Source organism: Luteitalea sp., assembly GCA_009377605.1.
In the GTDB taxonomy this organism is placed as follows: domain Bacteria; phylum Acidobacteriota; class Vicinamibacteria; order Vicinamibacterales; family Vicinamibacteraceae; genus WHTT01.
The window spans coordinates 1-584 of sequence record WHTT01000319.1 but is presented as its reverse complement, the minus strand read 5'-3'; the positions used below and the strand labels follow the sequence as shown (position 1 = coordinate 584).

The 584-nt window shown below is 70.0% G+C and carries 1 protein-coding gene; it reads left to right on the top strand.

Features of this window, described 5'->3' with window-relative positions:
* Positions 1 to 549: an RraA family protein gene (locus GEV06_29120; GenBank protein ID MPZ21899.1), complete on the top strand. Its 549-nt coding sequence runs from the start codon at positions 1 to 3 to the stop codon at positions 547 to 549.
* The last annotated feature ends 35 nt before the right edge of the window (positions 550 to 584 follow it).

The following is a 584-nucleotide window of genomic DNA, read 5'->3' as shown; positions in this document are numbered from 1 at the left end:
ATCACAAGCGCGGACCTTGGTATTCTCGCCGGCCCGGCGTTCACCGTCCGCACCCGTCCCGGGGACAACCTTGCCATCTATAAGGCCATTGAACTAGCCCGTGACGGCGAGATCCTCGTCGTCGACGCCGGCGCCGTCACCAACCGTGCGGTCGTCGGCGAGATCGTCTACCGCCACGCGGTCGCTCAGGGGGTCGGCGGTCTCGTGATCGATGGGGTCATCCGCGACGGCGAGGACATCGCCGCCGGCAGCGTCCCCGTCTTCGCGCGGGGGTTCACCCATGTCGGCCCGTACCGGACCGGGCCCGGCGAGCTGCGAGGGCCGGTCTCGGTCGGGGACGCGGTCGTCCGGCAGGGCGATCTCGTCGTCGGCGACGGTGACGGCGTGGCAGTGGTCCCCGCGGACCGCCTCGAGAGGGTGATCAAGGACGGCGAGCGCCAGATCGAGCGCGAGCAGGAGATGCTGCGGCTCGCTGACGAGGGAAAGCTCGACATGAGCTGGCTGGACGACAAGCTCGACATCGAGTGGGTCGACGCTGCCCACGCCTGACGCGACGGGCAGCGGTGACGGCTGCTTTCGGCCGC